The sequence below is a fragment of the Echinicola pacifica DSM 19836 genome, from assembly GCF_000373245.1.
Taxonomy (GTDB): domain Bacteria; phylum Bacteroidota; class Bacteroidia; order Cytophagales; family Cyclobacteriaceae; genus Echinicola; species Echinicola pacifica.
In genome coordinates, this window is the sequence record NZ_KB890755.1 from 116,234 (window position 1) to 136,749 (window position 20,516).

Here is a 20,516-nt window from a genome sequence, read left to right on the forward strand (position 1 = left end):
CTAATGGATGGCTTAGCGTGCCCAGCCAGGATTCTGTTCCATGACCATATCTTTGTTTCGGTCTATGGTCGTCTGAGGAATAGGCCATAAATTATAATCAAAGGTCAGGGTGGCTTTTGCCTGAGGGTTCAGCGCATATTCCCGAATACGGTCCACCGCCACGGTGCCTCCCATTCTCAATAGGGTATGCCAGCGGCTTTCCTCCACGAAAAGCTCCCGAGCTCGCTCATCAAGGATATAATCAATGTCCACCTGATCGGCGCTGGCCATCACCTCGCACTGCGCCCTTGCTCTGATCAGGTTGATATCATCGGCTGCCATCTGAGTCTCACCTTTTCGCAAATAAGCCTCTGCTCTCAGCAGGATCGTTTCCGGTAATCGGACCACATACTTGTCACGGAAAATATTACTATTATCTTGTCCCTGATCCCTTCCAATAAACTGATCGGTGGTAAGTTTAAAGAAAATAGGAAATAACCAACCACTACCTTGATTGGTCGCATCGATCACCTCCTGAGGCACCACCTTACCGAATAGCTCTGGGAAACTAGGGTCATTATAGTAAATTATCCTGCTGATATTATGCTCTGCATTCCTGTTATCTCCCCGAGAGATATCCTCCTCCCAGATGATATCCTTGACTAATGGGGATGGGGCGTAGAAGGCCACACCTCGTCCGCCGGCATACTCATCCACTCCGTCAAATCCCTCAATGGCCCGGTATACTGGTGAGAAATACCTAGGGTAATTTAGGAATGCCTCTCCATCTTCTGCGATATACGCGTCAAAATCCACTTGTAAGGTAAAGATGCTTTCCATATTTCCATCTGCATAATTTTGGTTTCCCATTCTGAAGAGATCCCACCACACATCGGCTCCTCCGGTGACGGTATTTTCTTCATCCTTTCGTGTACCAAACCGCTCCTGCATCAGGCTGAATACTCCGCCATCTATCACATCAGAGGCGAATTTTATGGATTGGTCAAAGGCCGCGACATCATTCGTCTCAGTCCCAAGTGCCAGGTAAAATTCACTCAAATAATGCTGGGCAGCGCCTCTCACGATTCGACCTGACTGAGTAGTGGTCTCCGGAAGATCATTTAATATCGCCTCCAGTTCATCAATGGCAAACTGATAAGTCTCTGCTCTGGTACTCCGAACAAAATCATATCTGGGCACCGTGGCCAACTCCGTTACGATAGGCACTCCTCCAAATAATTCGCCCAGCATCCCATGTGCATAGGCCCGGAAAAACCTGGATTGTGCAAGGATATAATTCCTGCTTTGGTCCGATTCGAAGGTGATTCCCGGATCACTAGCTGCCTGAAGTGCTGTATTCGCCAGGGCAATCAACTCATAGTAAAAATCATAAACATTCCTGAATTGAGAGCTCTCTGAATTGATTCGGGTATAATCCGAAAAGGCGGAAGAAATCCTGAACTCTGGGGCGTCCAATACATCAGTACCGATTCCCTGCATCTGGGCATTTACAAACTTGAATCTCCTCAAGCGAGAGTACATGGATACAACCACTTGATCCACCTGCTCACCAGAAGAAAATATATTATCCGTCGTATAGAAGGTCTTGGGCTTCTCTGTCAGAAAAGCATCATCATCACAGCCTATCATCCCTCCAATGAGGAGTAGTAACATCAGTTTTTTATATATAGCTTTCATCTTGTTTTATCTATTTTTGGATTAAAAACTTACTTTCATACCTAAAGAATAGGTTCTAGGAATAGGGTAAGCCCCTGCATTTACCTGTCTGCCACCTTCAGGATCTCCTCCACCAAACCAGTCGGTGAATACATGAAGGTTTTTTACTGAAGAATAAAATTCCAATGAATTGATTTTATATTTATCCAGGATATCCCGAGGCACACTATAGGAAAGGCTTACATCCTGTATTCTAACAAAAGTTTGGGATTGCAATCCCAGGTATCTATTGCCTACATAATCAGGCCTTAGGTAATAAGTGCTTTGATTTTCGGCTGTCCACCAGCCATGATTGACCTCATTTGTGTCAAATCGATCGCCGAAGGAATTATGCAATGGATTCTCCTTTTGGTAGAAATTATCTTTTCCTCCACCAAACACACCAGTAAACATCACATAAAAACTGAAATTGCGATACTCCAGGGTATTTGCTAAGCTCAGTCGGAAGTTCTCCTTTCTATAGCCTAAGATCTGACGATCATAATCTGCGGTGATAATCCCGTCAGGCACTCCTTCAGGGCCACTGAGATCTTGAAATTTGGGATCCCCCGGAACAGCTCCCGTATTATCTATATAATCTGTATCAGCAGCCTGAACTACACCTATATATTTATACCCATAAATAGCGCCCAAGGACTTACCTACAAACAGGTTGTTTGAGATGTCGTCATCCTCTACGCCATCCCCGTCGAGGTCATCACCATAAAGACTGGCAATTTCATTTCTATTTTTCCAATACAATAAATTAGAAGACCATCGGAAGTTTTCATTTTTGATATTGATCGTTCTTAGGTTTACTTCTATCCCCTTATTATCGACCTGGCCCAAGCTCGAAATGATAGAGCTAAATCCTGTCATGATCGGTATCTGGCGCTGGAAAATCTGGTTGGTGGTTTTGGAGAAATAAAAATCTAAATCCAAAAACACTCTATTTTCCATCCAAGAGGATTGAAAACCCCCATTGAAGGAGGTGGTGGTCTCCCAGCCTAGATCAGGACTGCCAAGATTGGACTGCTGCACACCGTATAAAATTCGGGAAGGATCATCCCCAAATTCGTAACGAATCCCTCCATCACTCCCACTTCTCACCGAGGCCAAGGTACCATAAGGGCTCACCCCTTGGTTGCCATTTTTGCCATAGGAAGCCTTTAGTTTTAGATAGTCCATTACTTCCAGGCTTTTGGCGAAGTTCTCCTCGGTCACGGTCCAAGCAAAACCTAAAGAAGGGAAATTACCCCATTTGTTTCCCCTACCAAATACGGAGGACCCATCCCTACGAAAAGTGGCCGTCACATGGTATTTATTATCAAAAGCATAATTTAACCTTCCCAAATAACCGATATTGCTCCTTTCGGTGATGTCCAGGTCTGTTCGCTGCACCGATGCCTTATGGATGCCATTGTATCCCAAAAGTGTATTGCCATTCTCAGAATAATCACTCCCATTAAGCTTGGTCACTTTAGTTCTGGTCCTATCCCGTGTCGCCACCAAGGTCAGATCCACATAGTGCTTATCGATATTCTTTTTATAATTGATAATATTATCCATTACATAAGAGTACCGATTGGTAATATTATTGTATCCATTAGCCTGAGATAATCGTAAGCTGAGCTGAGCAGCAGAATATCGATCTATAAAAGGCTGCTCCAGCTGCTCACCTACATAATAATCTTCATGGTAAAATCGATTTTGGATATCATTATCTGAATTCAATGATAGGTTGAACCGGTAAGAAAGGCCTTCAATGGTAGGGATTTGAACAAATGCATAGGTGGCCAATCGGTAAAAATTACGAACATCTTCATCCTGAATGGTGTCATCCGTTCCCCATAGTGGGCTAGGTATGGAGGACCCTGTAGGATAGCGCTCCAATTTTGTACTTGTACTTCCTCCTGGATTCTCTGGCATCTCATCCCAGCGATAGGGATACCCAAAAGGGGACATCAGATAGGCCAAGTTTAGGTTTGCACCAATGCCGGAGTAATCATTCCTGTTAAACGTACCGTCTAGGCCTACTTCCAGCCAGTCAGTAATATTAGCATCCAATTTTGACCGAACAGAAATACGCTCATACTGATCTCCCACAATCGCTCCATTATTATGATTATAACCTCCAGAGAAATAATAATTGATGGATTCGGAACGTCCAGAAACACCAATTTGATGATTTTGGATAAACCCATTTCTAGACACCAAATCCATAAAGTCAGTTTCCACTCCCTGGGCGAATAATCGTCTTCGGGTAATATCATCAAAGACTATATCATCTGGGGAATTGAAAGAAGGTCTTTGAGCCACAAATTTCTGTGTCCACTGATCCAGGTTCATCATCTCGGGGGGACTAGGCCACTGATTCGCGCCTATCCATCCATTATATTTGATCACTGGTTTTTGCGTTTTACCTTTTTTGGTGCTAATAGCAATCACCCCATTTGCCGCCCTAGAGCCATACACCGCCGCAGAAGAAGCATCTTTCATCACATCTATGGAGGCTATATCGTCAGGATTTAAGTCAGTAAGATCCCCTAAATAGATTATCCCATCCACCACTATCAAAGGTGTATTCGAGCCATTGATAGAGTTTTGGCCCCGAATCAAAATGCTGGGATTAGTGCCTGGAGAAGCTTGAGTACCTACATTGATACCCGGCATACTTCCCTGAAGTGATTGTAGGGCATTGGTATTGGGGGATAGAGAGACCGGTGAATCTTCCAAATCTATGGTGCCCACCGCTCCGGAGATATCCTTTCTCCTCGCTGTACCGTATCCTATGACCACCACCTCTTCCAGAGATTGCGTGTCAAACTCCAGAATCACATGGATCTCTGAGCGATTGCCTACTTCCACCTGCTGCGGCTCATAGCCTACAAAACTGACGATCAACACCGCCCCTTCTCCCACTTCCAACTTGAAAGTACCATCAATATCTGTGGCCGTGCCATTGGAAGTTCCCTTCTCCAGGATCGTAGCACCAGGAATGGCCTCGCCATTTTCGTCCACTACAGTGCCGGAGATCGGCAGGAAAAGTAGCGCCTCCGATGCTTGCTCCCTGCCTGGCTTTACATCGATGCCGTTGTTTACCTGCCTGAATTTCAGGTTCGTCTGTAGAGAGACTTCCCTCAGGAAGTTTTCGACGGTCCCAGTCTTACTTTTCAGCTCCACCCTATTTTCACCATCTACTGCATTATGGTCATACAAAAAGGTGAATGGGCTCTGATCTTCTATTATCCTAAATAGCTCATTCAGATTCGTAGATTTCTTATTCACCCGCACTTCGACCTCATCAATGAGCTTATACTGCCCATTAACCGTGGTGGCTAATACAAAATTGAATACCAATAATTGCATTAAAAATCCGTATAGGAAGTATTTGGACAACATATAGATTGTCTTTTGTAATTTTAATTTCATAATTTCGATCGGTTTATTGAGTTAATCATTAAATCTGGTCTTCAGGGAAATTCACATTCCCCAATGTTTTCCATTTCCCCAAGACCATTCATGGTAGCCAACTGATAGTAATCGGTTGGCTATTTTTAAGAAGAGTTATTTGTTGATGTTTTCATGGTTTTTTTAGGTTATTTATGGAAATGAAATTCTAACTTCTTTATCATTTATCTGGTACTTAAATCCCTCAATATGTGACATGCTGATAAGGATAGTTTCCAGCATTTGTTGTTCAAATTTGCCCGTAAAGCGCCAGGTAGCAGGTACCTTTCCACTGACCACTATCTTCACTCCATACCACATCTCCAGCTGGGACTTCACCTGGTCAAAGGGCGTCTGTCTGAAGATCAGCAGACCTTTCCTCCAGCTCTCAATAAGCTCCATATCAAAGTTTTGTATCTCACTATTCTTCTGAATAGCATCATACTCGAGCTGCTGGCCAGGACTAAGAATATACTCCTTACCAGTCTCTAGCTCATCAATAGCCACTTTTCCCGTCAGTAGAGCTACCGAGCTCAGGGAAGTAGAGCTCTCATTAATATTAAATGAAGTCCCTAAAACGGTGGTGAGAAGATTTGTGGTTTGCACTTGAAAGGGATGATTGGCGTCTTCCTTCACTTCAAAGAATCCTTCTCCCTGAAGCTTAACATGGCGCACAGAAGAATCAAATGAGACAGGAAAGGAAAGGCTGCTCCCTGAATTTAACCATACCACAGAGCCGTCTGGCAACCTGAAATTGAGTTTTTCTCCTGGTAATGTCGATTTGGTGATCCATTGGATAGCCACCATTGGATTTTCCTCTTTTAGAGGCTTATAAAAATCATGAAGCAAAACTGTTAGCAGAAACAAAAAAATCAATATAGCTGCCACTTTACCCATTTGACCTATCCTTCCCCAGAGACCGCGAGAGGTTTTTGGCTCTTTGGCAGCTGGAAGCTGCGGAGACAATAAGCGATTTAACACTTCCTTTTGGTCATTCTCCCCTGAAGCCTTGGAAGGAAACTTAAGATTTAATAGAATCTCCTTTGCCAACTGGACATCAGCCAGCCGCTCAGGATTGGCCGATAGCCAATGCTCCCAATATTGATTTAATTTATCATCAGGATTTTTGACCCAGCGAATAAATTCCAGGTCTTCTATCAGATCTTTTATTTGAGGCATAATTTTGGGTAAACTGTTATCACTCTATATAGTAAAGCAGACATTCGTCAAAACAACGCCTATCTATTTTGATTTTTATCAGAAAAAAACAAAAGTAATTCTCCTCTTACACCTTAGAATGTTTCACCCCTCCCTTAATCAGCTATATAATGACACAGATTTGGGGGTATATAACTTAAATCCGAACTATACATTTGATGATAACACTTCCTCTCACCATCCGGATATAATCCCTAAATAACAATTACTTACAATCAAACACCTTGATTCTTCAGGTTTTACCTTTCCTTTCATTGCTCCAGGAAAAAAGCTTATAATAGAGGGAAATCAGTCGCGGACAAGAATAAAAAGTTCCTTAAAAAATAAATATTTGGATAAAATGCTATTTTCTTAGCCCAATAAAAAGCACAGGTCCGAGCAGTATCAAGCAGGCAAATACATTATTATATTCTCAAAATTATTCTGCTAAAGCTCCTTAAGTTCTATTTATTTTCTGGGCTGATAAACTCATTTCCATCCTTATAACGGAGGTATCAAAAATAAGGGTAAGAAGCCTAGGGAATTTCTCAAGGACTTCAAGGCCTTATAGATTAAATCGCGTGCAGATTTAGGACTTGCTAAGCCCATCATCTCACTCACCTCATCGTAGCTTAGGTTTTCGAAATACAGATAATAGATGGCTTCTCTTTTTCGGGAGGACAATTGCATAATGGCCTCCTTTACCTTGGCGGAACGCTCTGAATCCAGCTGAGAGTTTATCAAAAAATGCTCATGAGAAAATATTATTTCAAAAGGCGTATGCTCGGTTAACTCCTCTTGCCTTACGGTCCAGTTGTTTAGCTCTTTTACTATTTTCCGCTTTAGGCATTTGAATAGGTAGAACTTGATATGCTTGGTCTCCCCGATACTCTTACTGTTTTTCCTCAGGTCAAAAAACACATCATGAATAGCATCTTTGATCAACTCCTCATGAGGTGTTATCCTGGAGCCAAACCTAAATAAAGCCTCGAAGTAGGTTTCATAGATTTTTATAAAAGCCGAATTACTTCCTTCTTTAAAGGCCCGCCATAATTCGAGATCTGAGACTTGGCTCTTCTCAACATTTGGCTTATCCTCTACGATTTGGTTATTTTCTTTTAGGTTATTGAGCATGATTATTAACTTACTTATCCATTTAAGTGAAATAATGAATCAAACCGACTCCTACCACTCATACCGAATTAATGACCTATAATGTATCAATACCACCATATAAAACCTAGGATTTCAATTGATATTTACCAATTACGGCAGGAAAAGCATCTTACTTTTTCCAATCATCCCTAAACCTATCAAGGATAAAATAATAAGTATAAAAAAAACCTTACCGCCCGCCCCTTTATTATAATTAGCGTTTTGGCGATAAGGGTTTTACAGAAGATCTGCAATTACTTTTTGATTTTGAGACTAATGATATTGTCTAGATCAGACTTAAGCTCAGACTGATCAAAGTACAGAAATAAGCCTTCATTTTGTTGTTTAAATTTAATCGTTTGGTTCCCGTCATAGGAACTAGCGGATACCACCTTTTCTTGTAATTCAGGGATAAATAGAAAGGGATCACTTCCTGGATTGATGATATGAACATAGAGCATATCGTCTTTTTGGGTGATGGTGCCCCAGTCTTGGACGGGGATGATATTGCCGCGAGTTTCATAGATGGTCTCGCCGTACTTCTCTGTCCATTCACCTACTTCTGCTAGTGTGGTGGTGAATTCAGGTTGGATTTTACCATTTGGCATGGGGCCTACATTCAGTAGTAAGTTGCCGTTTCGGCCCGCTGCTTTCACTAGGAAATGGATGATTTGCGCGGTACTTTTAAACTTGGTATCATTCAGCCCAAAACCCCACTTGCCGGCCATGGTGGCACAGGACTCGAGAGGCAACTGGCTTACTTGTACTCCCGCGCTATAGCCGGCAGTATTCTCCCCTGGCAGGTCCCGCTCAAAAGTCTGGATATCCTCACCTTCGATAGGCTGAATATGGTGATTATTAGCGATAAGTGTAGAAGGACTCAGCTCATGAATATGGGAATATATCTCGTCATAATGCCAGTTGGCTGCTTTACGATCCCAGTGACCGTCAAACCAAATCACGCCGATTTCACCATAATTGGTAAGTAGCTCGGTCAGTTGAAGTTTCATAAATTCGATATAACTCTCCCAATCGGTATCCACAGGAGCTCCATCCACGATCTTCTTCCCATAGCCGTAATCCTCACGGCCCCAGTCCAAAAGGGAATAGTAAAAATTAAGCTTGATGCCCTCTTTTTTACACTCCTCAGCGAGCTCTTTCAGCACATCCTTGCCGTAAGGTGTGGCATCCACGATATTATAAGAAGAGGCTTCTGTATCAAACATGCTGAAACCATCATGGTGTCTGGCAGTGATGGTGATGTATTTCATCCCCGCATTCTTTGCCATCTGCACCCATTCCTTAGGGTTATACGCTTCCGGATCAAAGAAATCTGCCAATCTCTTATAAGTATCATATTTGATACGCTGGGTGTTCATCACCCACTCGCCGTCTCCCAGCACACTATAAATTCCCCAATGGACAAACAGTCCAAATCGCATATCCTGAAATTCCTCTCTAGCCTGCAAATTGCCTTCTGTAGGCTTATATTCGGGCATAGGAAAGGGATATTGCTGCGCAAAAACGCTGCAAGAAAAAATGCTTAGCATTAGTATTAATATAGACTTCTTCATTGTAGGTATATTGATTGAATAATTATTTTTGCTTACTTCTATAAAACCGCCGCTCGCCCCTGAAAGCTCACTGACTGCAAATTCCATCACTATCGCAGGCCCTCAATTTGAGACCGCCACTACCGGGCTGGGGCCCATCTCCATTTCTAATAGTCCACCTTGCACTATTTCCTGGTGAGAAATCCAGTACCGATCCAGCACCTCCCCATTGAGGCTCATACTTTGGATATAGATATTTTCCCTGGAATTATTATTTGCGATAATCTTAAAGCTTTTCCCTGGATAATATTCTTGATCGAAGTGAAGCTCTATCTCCTCAAAAACAGGACTTGTGATTTGGTAATTGGTGTCTCCCGGGCAGATAGGATGGATGCCCACCGCGGCCAGAATATACCATGCGGACATCTGGCCAACATCCTCATTCCCACACAGGCCATAAGCATCATTCCCATAAGCCTCATCGCATATCTTCCGAGTCCACTTTTGGGTGAGATGGGGTACTCCAGCTGTATTAAATAAGAATGGAACATGGTGCACCGGTTCATTGGGATGGTTATAGTAATTGTTCCACAGAAAATCATCAGGCGTCTGATCAAAAAAAGCGATGAGCTCATTTCTATACGCTTCCTCTCCTCCCATCAGTTCCTTCAGGCCCTCGATATCATGGGGCACAAACCAGCCCTGCTGATAAGGATTGCTCTCTATGCAGCCTTGCCCATGCACCGTTTTACCTTTCCATTCCAGCCAGATACCCAGGCTGTCCTTTGCCCGAAACCAATTCACCTCTTCATTCCAGATATTGGTATAGTTTTTTGATTTTTCTAAATACTCTTGGGAAATCGCAGGCTTTTCTAATGAAGCTGCCAAAGTCCCCAGCGCCCAGTCGGAATAGGCATATTCCAGGGTTTTGGAGACATGATTATGGCTATAGCCTAGGCTTCCATTTCCGGTATGGTCAACGGTGTTTTTCGCGAATGTAAAGGCCTTCTCAATATCATAATTCCTAATGCCTTTTTGGTAGGCATCAGCCAGCACAGACACCGCAGGATTTCCCAGCATGCAGCCTGAATAGGAATTCAGCATTTCCCAGCGAGGGAAATAGCCATTGCCACTATATTCAGCCATCTGAATAAGGGAGTTTATCTCATCATTCACCAAGGCAGGATTGATGAGCGTCTGCAGGGGAAACTGGGATCTAAAGACATCCCAGCCACTAAAGATGGTCCTATACGTAAAGGCATCAGACTGGTGGATTTTCTTATCAGCCCCAATATAATTGCCATTGCTATCCGAAAAAGCCCTAGGGTCTATCATCGTATGATAAAGTGCCGTATAGAAAACCTCCTTTTCCACTTCTGTGCCTCCCGAGATCTCAATTTTACTCACCGCCTCATCCCATAGCTGCCGGGCTTCTGCTCTCACCTGATCAAAGTCCCAATGGTTTATGTCTTGCTCCAGATTCTCTCTTGCTCCTTCTATATTGACAAAGGAGATTCCGCTTCTGACGAGGATTTCTTCCTGGTCATGGGTTTTAAAATTGGCATAAAACCCTAAATGTTCTCCTTGAAGTTCTTTTTGGCCGGGGTAGATTTTGGAGTCTTTGATCGCTTGCTGGTAATTATCCTGACGGATAAATTTCATCTTACGCGGTACATCTGGAAGGTCTGCCGACCAGAAACCGTAATCGCTCAGCGGCTTGCTAAACTGGCAATAGAAATACACGGTATAATCAGCATTACCCTGACCGGCACCCCATCCACCACCCTCGGGAGGGCACTTCATCCATCCTGAGATAGTATAGTCATCGACCACCTCTATATATTGCTCCGTAGAGGTGCCTCCTACCCTGCGGGCAAGATCAATTTGGATTCTGGAGCTATCATTTTCCGGGAAGGTAAAGCGAATAATTCCCGCCCTGGGAGCGGCTGTTAGCTCCACTTTCACCTTATAGTCCTCCATCGTCACTGCATAATAGCCCGCTTCCGTGACCTCGGTATCATGCGAATACCTTGACCGATAGCCCTCCTCCGGCTTTTCGGGCAGGCCTCTATTCATCCGTAAGGGGCCTGTGGTCGGCGTAATCAGGAGGTTTCCCAAATCACCAAACCAGCCCACCCCACTCATATGGATAAAACTGAAGCCTTCCATCGTGGGATGTTCGTAGGAATACCCTGAGCCATTGTCCCCTCCACTGAAGGTGTCAGGACTGAGCTGAACAAGTCCAAAAGGGGTTGCTGCTCCAGGAAAGGTCTTGCCAAAGCCATGAGCATCGGTGGTTTTCTTTCCATAGGTCACCGCACCGATGATAGGATTGATATAGTCCACCGGCGATTTCTCCTCATTCCCCTCTTGACTTTGGGCAATAAGTGGCTGTAGCGGTACCATGCCTATCAAAGCACCGATTAGTAGAAGAATTAGCTTATTTTTATAATTCATTTTTATATAAATACATCTCTTATTTCACCACCTCATTCATTTATATCACAGGTTATCTTTTCTTACCTTAAGACTAGTGATTTCTCCCAGTAATTGTCCTTCTTTATCAAAAAGCCCTGCTTTCACTTCCTGCCCCAGGGAAACCGTCAGGAATCCATGGTACTGCTCTGATCCTGAGGTAGGCGCTGTGCCATCCAAGGTATAGAGCATCCTGTATCCCTCCGTTTCTGTCTCCAAAAACACCCTTCCTGTTTGTTCCAGAGGGCTATAAGCATAGGATCCATAGATAGAATATAAACTGTTGGAAACGGTAATCTTCTGCTGCTCCAGGCGCTGAAAATGCGTAGGAACAATTTCCTGAAATCGCTGCCAATCCTTCTGTGCGGGCACCGTCCAGGCTACCTCTGCATGGGCGATGGTCCGTGGGTAAAGCATATATTCGGTATGCTCAGCGGTGGGAGTAAATTCAGACCAGAGGCATACTTCTGTCCCTTTGATCAGGCGAGCCTGCTCTGGACTTAATGCTTCAGGAACCGGCTCCTGACTATAAACCTTGGAAAGTGGCAAAACCACCTTGGGTCCTTCCGGCTCCATGCCCGGCGGGCCCTGCACCTGACTGATATACGAATAGGTATAAGAGGTCATGATCGTGGGATAGCCTTCCTGCGGAGCCTGTAGCTGAGGGCTATGCGCACCACGTCTCCAGGCCATTATCACTGCGCCTTTGGCTCCATTACCACTCAATACCTCATCCCAGGCAATCATTTTTTTATCATTCGCCGTGATCAGCTTATTCATTCGCTGGATGAAATAACTTTGCAATTCTTCCTCATCTGCTAGTCCATGCTCCTCCTTCACCGCCTGGCAATGCGGGCATTTCTTCCAGTTGGTCTTATTGCATTCATCTCCACCGATATGGATGTACTGAGAAGGAAATAACCCGGCAATCTCCCCGATGACTTCTTCCATAAAATCATAGGTGCTTTCCTTACCCGCACACAGGGCGTTGTCTGGGGCTTTGCCGCCCACCGCCACTTCGAATGTCGCACTATCCAGACAGGATAAGAAAGGATATGAACTTACCAGAGCCTTGCTATGCCCCGGAACATCTATCTCAGGAATGATCTCCACATTTCGCAGACGGGCAAATTCGATCACCTCCTTGATGTCTTCCTGAGTATAAAAACCCCCAACAGACTTAGGTTCCTCCGCAGTGGCACCGGTTCTTTTCCACCAGCTTACTCCCGTCCTATCCGCACGCCAAGCTCCTTTGTCTGTAAGATTGGGGTATTTCCTGATCTCCACTCTCCAGCCTTGGTCATCGGTAAGGTGCCAGTGAAACTTATTCATTTTGTAAGCCGCGATGATATCGATTTGCTTTTTCACAAACTCCTTAGACCTAAAATGCCTGGAAACGTCGATCATCAAACCGCGCCATTCGAATCTTGGATGATCCTTGATCTCCACACTGGGAATGCGAGCAAGTGCCGAAGGCTGGACTGGCATCAGCTGACGCAAGGTCTGAAAGGCGTAAAATAAGCCCTTCGCCGTGCGGGCCTCCACCTGAATGGAAGATGGCTGAACACTTAGAATATAGCCTTCCTCCTCTATCTCCTTATTCTTGGTCAATAGAAAATTCACCGCTGGTGCCTCGCCTTTCTTAGGAGAACCTGACTTCACCTGTACCTTCATATTCTGATCAGCAAGTAGCTTTTCTTGAATATAGGCTCCCAAATCTCGCTCCTGGGACTGGGGCAGGTAGAAAATCGTCTCTTCTGTAAAGAGGAATTCACCTGTCCCCTGCTCCACAGACCAAGGGTAGGGAATAAGAGCTAAAGACGATTCCTGGGCATTCGCTACAAAAATCTGGGTGATTAATACTAGAAAACCAATTATAAACTTATTCATTCCTATTCCTTTGATCAAGATGCATTGCTAATCAGACCGTATTATTGGTCCGACTTCAGCGCCGTATCGTACTTATCTAATTTCTTTTGTAGGCTCTGCACTCTCTTTGGTTGCTCTTCGGCCAGATTATTGGATTCTGAAATGTCATTTTTCAAATCATACAACTCCACAATCCCCTCTCTGACGCGTAGCTTCCAATCCCCAACACGGATGGCCTCTGCGGTGGTATTGGAATAATAGAGGAATTCCTTATGCGGGGTTTTGCTATTGGAATTTCCCGATAGCAGGGGCCAGATATTCTTCCCGTCCAGGGTTCTATCAGGCAGCTCAGCGCCAGACAGATAGGCGATGGTAGGGAGCAGATCGATGGTGGAGGCGATTTCTGCACTTGTGCTCTGGGGACTGATCATGCCTTTCCACTGTGCTATCATAGGCACTCTCATACCGCCTTCATAGGTCTCAAACTTAAATCCACGTAGAGGCTTGGCACTTCCACCATGGCCGTTCTTCAGATTCCATGGTCCATTATCAGAGGTGAATATCACCAAGGTATTCTCCTCCAAACCTTGCTTGCGCAATTCCTCCAATACCTGCCCTACACTCCAGTCGATCTCCTCGATTACATCTCCATATAGGCCTTGCCGGCTCTTTCCCTTAAACTCCTCAGAAGGCATCAGGGGTATATGTGGCATGGTATGCGCCAGGTAGAGGAAGAAAGGCTTCTCCTTATTCTCCACTATAAACTTCCGTGCCTCTTCGGTATATCGCTTGGTGATCTGCGTTTGATCCACCGGATATTCTATAATTTCATCATCCCTAAATAAAGGAACATCGAATTTCTTAGGCTTCTCTGTTCGTAGCTTGTTCAGGTCTTTACCCTCTCTAAATAACACCTCAGCAGACACCTTGGCCTCTGGGTTTACAGACATATCATTGCTAAAGGGAATTCCAAAATAGCTATCAAAGCCTTGATTGGTAGGCAAAAACTGCGCTTGGTCCCCAAGATGCCATTTGCCAATACAGGCAGTGGCGTACCCTTGCTCCTTCACCATCTCGGCGATGGTCACTTCCTCAGGGCTAAGACCGTCCGGACTCATGGGCCATAATACCACTGGCACGCCCACCCGGGTGGGATAGCAGCCCGTCATCAGGGCAGCCCTCGATGGAGAGCATACCGGCGATGCTGAATAAAAATCCGTAAATCGTATACCGTCCTTGGCCATATTGTCCAGGTTGGGGGTGCTGATATCTGGCGACCCAAAACAACCTACATCCTGGTATCCCTGGTCATCGGTGAAAATCACGATCACATTGGGACGCGAAGACTTCGCTTTTTGCGCTTGAGCAAGGATGGGGAGCAGGGCAAAAACCCAGACCATAGCCTTGCGAACAATAATCCTCCTTTGTATCATATTATTGCTTTTCTAGCTTTCCATTAAAAGTATATTTTCCGCCTACCTTCGTAGGTATCTCGACTCTGATATCACCATATTGCAAGATACAGAACTGGCCAGCAGTGGAATACACCACTAGCTTGGTCAATTTACCCTTGTCCCATTGGACATCTAAGGTGAAGCCTCCACGAGCGCGGATGCCCTTGAGGTCTCCCTGGGGAAGTGCTTCCGGCAATGCTGGCAGCAGGTCGATCTCTTCCAGATGACTCTGCACGAATAGCTCCAATATCCCCGCTGCTCCACCAAAGTTCCCATCGATCTGGAAAGGTGGGTGAGCATCAAATAAGTTGGGATAAGAACCTCCCTGGTTTTTCCTTTCGGGTTCCTCAGCAGGGCTTAGCAGGCTATGCAGCAGCTTATAGGCGCGGTCGCCATCTAAGAACCTAGCCCAAAAATTCACCTTCCATGCCAGACTCCATCCAGTGCCATTATCACCTCTGTATTCCAGCGATTGCTTTGCTGCATCCATCAGCACAGGCTCATCTTTATAGTTGATCTCATTGCCGGGATGTACCGCCCAGAGGTGAGAGACATGCCTGTGGTGGTTTTCGGGATCATCCACATCTTCCATCCACTCTTGCAGCTGACCATGCTGGCCGACTTTGTTAGGGGCGATCTTTGGAAGTAACTCCCGGAGTTCCTCGGCAAAGTCCTGATCAGTACCCAGCACCTCTGCAGCCGCTATCGTATTGCGGAATAGTGCTCTGATGATCTGATGATCCATTGTCGGCCCTGCTACCAAGCCACCAATTTCCGGAGAATTGGATGGGGAGCTGATCAGGTAGCCGCTGTTGGGATCCAAGTATAGGAATTGGGAAAAGAATAATGCCGCTTCCTTCATTAAGGAATAGTTCTCGGCTAAAAATGAAGCATCCTGACTGAATAAATAATGTTCCCAAATATGGGTGGACAGCCATGCTCCTCCCGTCACCCAAATCCCATGGTGGGAAGCGTTGACCGGAGCAGCGCCGCGCCACAGATCCACATTATGATGAGCCACCCATCCTTCAGCACCATAGTGCTCGGAGGCGACCTTGCCTCCCGTCTGGGAGAGGTCCCGGATGAAGTCGAATAAGGGTTCATGGCATTCTGCCAAATTCGCCATTTCCACTGGCCAGTAATTCACCTCCAAATTGATATTTGTGGTATATCCACTCAACCAAGGTGGTTTGATCTTATCATTCCACAGGCCCTGAAGGGTCGGTGGAAGTGTCCCCGGTCTGCTGCTGGCGATCATAAGATACCGAGCATACTGGACGTATAGTGCGATGAGCTGTGGATCTTCAGGGTTCTTCCAGAAGTCATATATTCTCTTATCTGTAGGGATGGTCTCTCGCTCATCTCCCCCAAGATCTAATGAAAATCGATCAAAGAGCTCCTTATAGTCAGCAAGATGAGCCGACTTCAGCTGATCATAGGTCTTCCCTTCCATGGATTGGAGGTAGCCTTCGGCCAAAGTCGTAGCGTCTGCGCTTATATCCTGAAAGTCAATATAATTGGTGGCTGCCACCAGTTTAATAGTAGCCTGTGAGGCATTTTTGATGGATAGCTTTCCTTCTTTTTCCATCAGCTCACCATCGCTTTCCACCTTGATTTTTGCGATTCCACTCAGCACCCCATTGCTCAGCTGCACTTCCAGCTGCTGACCGGCAGCAGAAGCACTCACCGTCTTGGTTTCATGGACAGCATCCAGCCATACGCTGAAGTCCAATGCTCCTTTTTTGCTGGCCGCAATATGAATCACGATCGCCTGATCAGGATGACTCGAAAAGAGACTACGGTCAAATCGCACTCCATCCACCTCATAGGACACCTTAGTCAAGGCATTCTCCAGGTCCAATTCACGAGAATATTTGGAATAATCCTGGTGACCCAAAAACTCCATATACAAATCCCCAAAGGGCTGATACGGCAGCTGGGTGATGGGAATACTCATAAACTTCTCCGTGGCTAGGTCCTGTGCCTCCAGCTGCTTGCCTTCCGCCAATAAGGTGCGGATCTCGTCGAGGTACAGATGTGCATCTTTATGAGAATAATCATGCGGCTCCCCCGCCCAAAGAGTCTCTTCATTGAACTGAATATGAGCCTTCTCCACTCCCCCAAATACCATCGCTCCTAGCCTGCCATTCCCTACCGGAAGTGCCTCGGTCCACTCCTCAGCAGGCTGCTGGTAATGGAGCCGTACCTTCTCCTGGGCCTGAGCCAAGGAGGAAAGGAATAATAAACAGCCAAGTCCTAAGAATCTAATCGCTTTAAAATCAATCATTCCAGTGTGCTTCAATGATTTTTAAAATCTCCTCATTATCACTGTCTGTGTCTTTCACTTCTTCGCGCTTATTGATGATCTCTTGCTTCAGCTCGGCCACCACCTTGCGGTATTCCGGATCATTATAGGCATTATGCAATTCATTTGGATCTTCCTGAAGGTCAAACAGCTCCCAATAACCGGAATTTGGCACGGCATCTGCAAATCCATTTCCGTAATAGAAAGCCAATTTATATCGCTCTCCTCGTACCCCAAAATGACCCGGACGATCTGTGGAATGATCCCAGTATCTATAGTAGGAATATTTACGCCAGTTGACAGAGGTTTTGCCCTTCAGATTCTCTCTGAAGCTCACTCCCTGCATGGTTTCTGGATAGTCTATTCCTGCATAATCTGCAAATAGCGCTGAGAAATCTACATTCTCAATCAAATCATCATTCCGCTGTCCAGCGGCAATTTCCTTAGGATATCGGATCACAAATGGCATATGAATAGACTCTTCATATATCAGTCGCTTGTCAAACCATCCATGCTCCCCTAAGAAATATCCTTGGTCGGCGGTATAGATCACTATTGTATTTTCGGCCAGGCCAGATTCTTCTAAATAATTCAATAGCTTACCGATATTATCATCCACGGCAGCACCACTACGCATAAAGTCCTTTACTACTTTCTGGTAGGTTTTAAATCTTGCCTCGTCATTACCCAGTCCATCCACGTCATAGGGCAGTTCAGGGTAAGCCATATAATCTACTCGCTTGCTTGGGTTAGCGGTGGCATCTAGCATTCTTAAGGTGAGGTTATCCAGCGACTGTCCCTTAAAAACGCGGCCATTGGTTTCCGGGCCTTGATCATAAAAAGTCGCTGGCACAGGAATCACAGAATTTTCGTATAGCTTGCTGAATCGCTCAGGATAATCAAAAGGCTCATGGGTGGCCTTAAAATGGCACATCAACATGAAAGGCTTCGACTCATCTCTATTTTCTATCCAATCAATGGACATATCGGTGATGACATCGGTGCTGAATCCCTCGTATGCCTTACCTCCTTTGGAGTAATCTTCCCAGTTGTCCTTGGTCTTCATGATAGGATCCCAATACCGACCCTGGCCTGGTAGCACGCAGTAATAATCAAATCCCGCAGGCTCCTGCTTGAGGTGCCACTTGCCGATGAGAGAGGTCTGATATCCTCCCGTCTGCATCGCCTTGGCGATATTATAATGGCTAGGCGGTAGGCCTGCTCCCAAGGTGGTCACCCCATTTATATGGCTATATTGCCCAGTGAGGATGGTCGCCCGACTGGGTGAGCAGATGGAATTGGATACTAGACAGTTGTCCAAAACCATGCCCTCTGAGGCCAGTCGCTTGATATTGGGCGTATGAACATAACCCTCCAATAGGCCTCCATAAATCCCCCATGCCTGCGCGGTGTGGTCATCAGACATGATAAATAATATATTAGGGCGCTCCTGTTTCTTGCTTTGGGAATAAGCAGTGGTAAACAATAGGCTTAATAAGGTGGAGCAGATTATTGCTTTTACTTTCAAGTTCATTCTTATTGTCTTTATGGGGTAATACTATTTTATAGTTTGGGTCAATTTTATTTCTTCCCCTCGATGGAAAAGGCCTGGCATTAGCTTAAGCCTACGCTATTTCACTAACTTCTATAAACCAAAATACTGGCGTAAAGCATTTCGTCCTCCATTCCTCTCCTCTCCACGGCCGATCGAGGCCAGGACTATATGAACCAGGTCCTGTTCAAAGAGTAATTAGGGCTATTCTCCTCCTTGCATAAGGAGAATAGCCCGGGGTAATGGGTATTTCTTATCCCAATACCTCTTTATAAGTTGCAGAAAGGTCCACCGGATCCTTCATATCCTGCTGCAATTTCAGCAACTCGTCGAATAGCTGGTTTACCTTAGACTTCATGGCTGGGTCAGCGGCGAGATCCTTCATCTCGTTAGGATCAGCATTGAGGTCGTAGAGCAGGACTTTATTGATTTTAGGATAAACAATGAGTTTATATCCATCCTTTCGGATCATCCTTTGGAGGTGTCTATAGGCACCGTATATCTCAGTATAATGCCCTGTGGCCTGATTATCCTCGACGATATCCATGAAGCTATTGAAGTGCACATAGGAAGGCTTTTCGATTCCTGCCAGCTCCAAGCTGGAAGCCATAATATCCTGTAGATATACTTCCTGATCTAATTTCACCCCTTTGGGTACGCCGGGACCGGTCACCATAAGAGGAACCCTAATGCTATGATCATATAGACTCTGCTTGCCTATCAGACCATGATTCCCCACAGACAGCCCATGATCTGCGGTCATGAAAATATAAGTGTTATCGAGTTTTCCCGAAGCCTCCAAGGCATCCAAGATTTTCCCTATTTGCTCATCGAGGTGGCTGATGATGGCATAGTATTCCTGTCTATGGACCTTCACGGCATATTCGGTCCGCGGGAAGGGTGCCAAAGCCTCATCTCTGAGTGTCGGTTCTGCCCCTATATCATCTTTATAAGGGTATTCCGGCAGAAAACTCTCGGGGATTTCGATCTCCTCCAGCGGGTACATATCGATATATTCCTTGGGAGCCTGTCTAGGATCGTGAGGAGCATTGAAGGCCAAATACATAAAAAAAGGATCCTCCTTTTGGCTAGCGGCTTGGATAAAATCTATGGCATCGTCCCTTACCACTTCACTCCAGTGCTTGCCACCCTTCCAGAAGCCTCCATTTATGGTATCATAAGGCTGCCATTCCTGATCTTCAGGACTTTTTGGTCTACCATATCCTAGTGGCATATAGTCGTTCCAGTCCTTCATATCTCCTGACTCGGCCTTCCATTTTTTAACTGCTGCACCCAGCTGATTTCCATTGTCTTTTGGCATGCCTGCACGGATATGTCTGGCCTCCTGAAAAACCTGATCGGCCGGAGCCTCCACATGCCATTTGCCAGTCATATAAGTAGAATACCCCGCACCTTCCATCAGTTGTGGCCAGGTATGTTCCAAGGCTGTGCTATCTCCTTTGCCCCATTGCTTTGCTACCTCTTGTGCATCCCAAATATAAGAGCCAGATATCATCATGGATCGTGAGGCCACGCAAATGGCCCCATTCCATCCGCCCATATTATAGGCATGGGTAAAACTGGTGCCATCTGCTACCAAACGGTCCAGGTTGGGCGTATGAATTTCGCTATTGCCCAAGGCCTGGATGGAGGCAAAGGTCTGATCGTCTGTAAACAAAAAGACAATATTAGGTTTTCCTTTGCCCTCAGCCTGGTCTTCAGCCCCGGGGTTTCCCGAGCAGGCTGCCAGACAAAAAAAGGCGCAAATAGAATAAAAGATTTTTCTCATTTCTCTTAATTTTTGGGGGGTT

The 20,516-nt window shown here is 45.4% G+C and carries 11 protein-coding genes; all 11 read right to left on the reverse strand.

What is annotated here, in order from left to right; all coding sequences use genetic code 11:
* Positions 1–12: 12 nt before the first annotated feature.
* Positions 13–1,677: a RagB/SusD family nutrient uptake outer membrane protein gene (locus B050_RS0116395; RefSeq protein WP_018475035.1), complete on the reverse strand. Its 1,665-nt coding sequence runs from the start codon at positions 1,675–1,677 to the stop codon at positions 13–15.
* Between the two features lie 21 nt (positions 1,678–1,698).
* A complete protein-coding gene (locus B050_RS0116400) occupies positions 1,699–5,127 on the reverse strand; it encodes a TonB-dependent receptor (protein WP_018475036.1) in 3,429 nt (1,142 codons plus the stop codon).
* Between the two features lie 171 nt (positions 5,128–5,298).
* On the reverse strand, positions 5,299–6,324 hold the full coding sequence (locus B050_RS0116405) for a FecR family protein (RefSeq protein WP_018475037.1): 1,026 nt from the start codon (positions 6,322–6,324) through the stop codon (positions 5,299–5,301).
* 519 nt (positions 6,325–6,843) lie between these two features.
* Positions 6,844–7,476 (reverse strand): RNA polymerase sigma factor, encoded by a 633-nt coding sequence (locus B050_RS0116410; RefSeq protein ID WP_018475038.1) that lies wholly within the window; start codon positions 7,474–7,476, stop codon positions 6,844–6,846.
* A 275-nt stretch (positions 7,477–7,751) separates the two neighbouring features.
* A complete protein-coding gene (locus B050_RS0116415) occupies positions 7,752–9,047 on the reverse strand; it encodes an alpha-L-fucosidase (RefSeq protein WP_044202776.1) in 1,296 nt (431 codons plus the stop codon).
* A gap of 126 nt (positions 9,048–9,173) precedes the next feature.
* Positions 9,174–11,507, reverse strand: a complete 2,334-nt coding sequence (locus B050_RS0116420) for a GH92 family glycosyl hydrolase (protein WP_018475040.1) — start codon at positions 11,505–11,507, stop codon at positions 9,174–9,176.
* Between the two features lie 45 nt (positions 11,508–11,552).
* Positions 11,553–13,415 carry a beta-N-acetylhexosaminidase gene (locus tag B050_RS22575; RefSeq protein WP_018475041.1) on the reverse strand — a complete coding sequence of 621 codons (1,863 nt, stop codon included), beginning with the start codon at positions 13,413–13,415 and terminating at the stop codon, positions 11,553–11,555.
* A 41-nt stretch (positions 13,416–13,456) separates the two neighbouring features.
* Positions 13,457–14,827, reverse strand: a complete 1,371-nt coding sequence (locus tag B050_RS0116430) for a sulfatase family protein (RefSeq protein WP_205745003.1) — start codon at positions 14,825–14,827, stop codon at positions 13,457–13,459.
* Position 14,828: 1 nt separating this feature from the next.
* Positions 14,829–17,135, reverse strand: coding sequence for a glycoside hydrolase family 95 protein (locus B050_RS0116435; protein ID WP_018475043.1), 2,307 nt, complete (start codon positions 17,133–17,135; stop codon positions 14,829–14,831).
* Entirely contained in the window at positions 17,128–18,687 is a 1,560-nt protein-coding gene (locus B050_RS0116440; RefSeq protein ID WP_018475044.1) for a sulfatase family protein, read from the reverse strand. Before B050_RS0116440 ends, B050_RS0116435 begins: the two co-directional genes overlap by 8 nt.
* Before the next feature lie 271 nt (positions 18,688–18,958).
* The gene (locus tag B050_RS0116445; protein WP_018475045.1) at positions 18,959–20,494 is read right to left on the reverse strand and encodes a sulfatase-like hydrolase/transferase; all 1,536 of its coding nucleotides are present in this window, start codon (positions 20,492–20,494) and stop codon (positions 18,959–18,961) included.
* Positions 20,495–20,516 lie beyond the last annotated feature (22 nt).

Coding starts and splice junctions, on each gene's coding strand:
- B050_RS0116395 (WP_018475035.1), bottom strand. CDS start 1,677: ATGAAAGCTATATATAAAAAACTGATGTTACTACTCCTCATTGGAGGG.
- B050_RS0116400 (WP_018475036.1), bottom strand. CDS start 5,127: ATGAAATTAAAATTACAAAAGACAATCTATATGTTGTCCAAATACTTC.
- B050_RS0116405 (WP_018475037.1), bottom strand. CDS start 6,324: ATGCCTCAAATAAAAGATCTGATAGAAGACCTGGAATTTATTCGCTGG.
- B050_RS0116410 (WP_018475038.1), bottom strand. CDS start 7,476: ATGCTCAATAACCTAAAAGAAAATAACCAAATCGTAGAGGATAAGCCA.
- B050_RS0116415 (WP_044202776.1), bottom strand. CDS start 9,047: ATGCTAAGCATTTTTTCTTGCAGCGTTTTTGCGCAGCAATATCCCTTT.
- B050_RS0116420 (WP_018475040.1), bottom strand. CDS start 11,507: ATGAATTATAAAAATAAGCTAATTCTTCTACTAATCGGTGCTTTGATA.
- B050_RS22575 (WP_018475041.1), bottom strand. CDS start 13,415: ATGAATAAGTTTATAATTGGTTTTCTAGTATTAATCACCCAGATTTTT.
- B050_RS0116430 (WP_205745003.1), bottom strand. CDS start 14,827: ATGATACAAAGGAGGATTATTGTTCGCAAGGCTATGGTCTGGGTTTTT.
- B050_RS0116435 (WP_018475043.1), bottom strand. CDS start 17,135: ATGATTGATTTTAAAGCGATTAGATTCTTAGGACTTGGCTGTTTATTA.
- B050_RS0116440 (WP_018475044.1), bottom strand. CDS start 18,687: ATGAACTTGAAAGTAAAAGCAATAATCTGCTCCACCTTATTAAGCCTA.
- B050_RS0116445 (WP_018475045.1), bottom strand. CDS start 20,494: ATGAGAAAAATCTTTTATTCTATTTGCGCCTTTTTTTGTCTGGCAGCC.